Below are 535 nucleotides of genomic sequence, written 5' to 3'. Positions count from 1 at the left end.
TACTTGGCGTGCAGTTCCATGCCGATCTGGAAGTCGCCGGTGGGCTCGCCGTCTTTGCCCAGGCCTTGGTGGCCGGTGGCCACGCCTTGGACGGAGCCGTCGGCGTTGTAGATGACTTCAGACGCGGCAAAGCCGGGGAAGATCTCCACGCCCAGGCTTTCGGCCTGCTCGCCCAGCCATTTGGTCAGCGCACCCAGGCTGATGACGTAGTTGCCGTGGTTGTGGAAGCAGTCGGGCACCAGGGCGTCGGGGGTCTTGGTGGCGCCGCCCTCTTTCAGGAACAGCACTTCGTCGCCTGTGACGGGCTGGTTCAGGGGCGCGCCCAGCTCTTTCCAGTTGGGCAGCAGCTCGTTCAAGGAGATGGGGTCCATCACCGCGCCGGAGAGGATGTGGGCACCGGGCTCGGAGCCTTTTTCCAAGACGCACACGCCTAGCTCGGCCCCGCGCTCGGCGGCCAGTTGCTTCAAGCGGATGGCGGTGGCCAGCCCGCCCGGGCCGCCGCCGACGACGACCACGTCGTAGTCCATGGCCTCGC

At 67.1% G+C, this 535-nt stretch carries 1 protein-coding gene; it reads right to left on the bottom strand.

Annotation, left to right across the window (positions count from 1 at the left end):
* Positions 1-535 (bottom strand): NAD(P)/FAD-dependent oxidoreductase (locus HA630_RS01110; RefSeq protein WP_166832112.1); only part of this gene is annotated, 535 nt, incomplete at both ends.

It is taken from the genome of Aquabacterium sp. A08 (genome assembly GCF_011742065.1).
The sequence above is the reverse complement of the archived record's forward strand: the minus strand, read 5'-3'. Positions and strand labels throughout refer to the sequence as shown.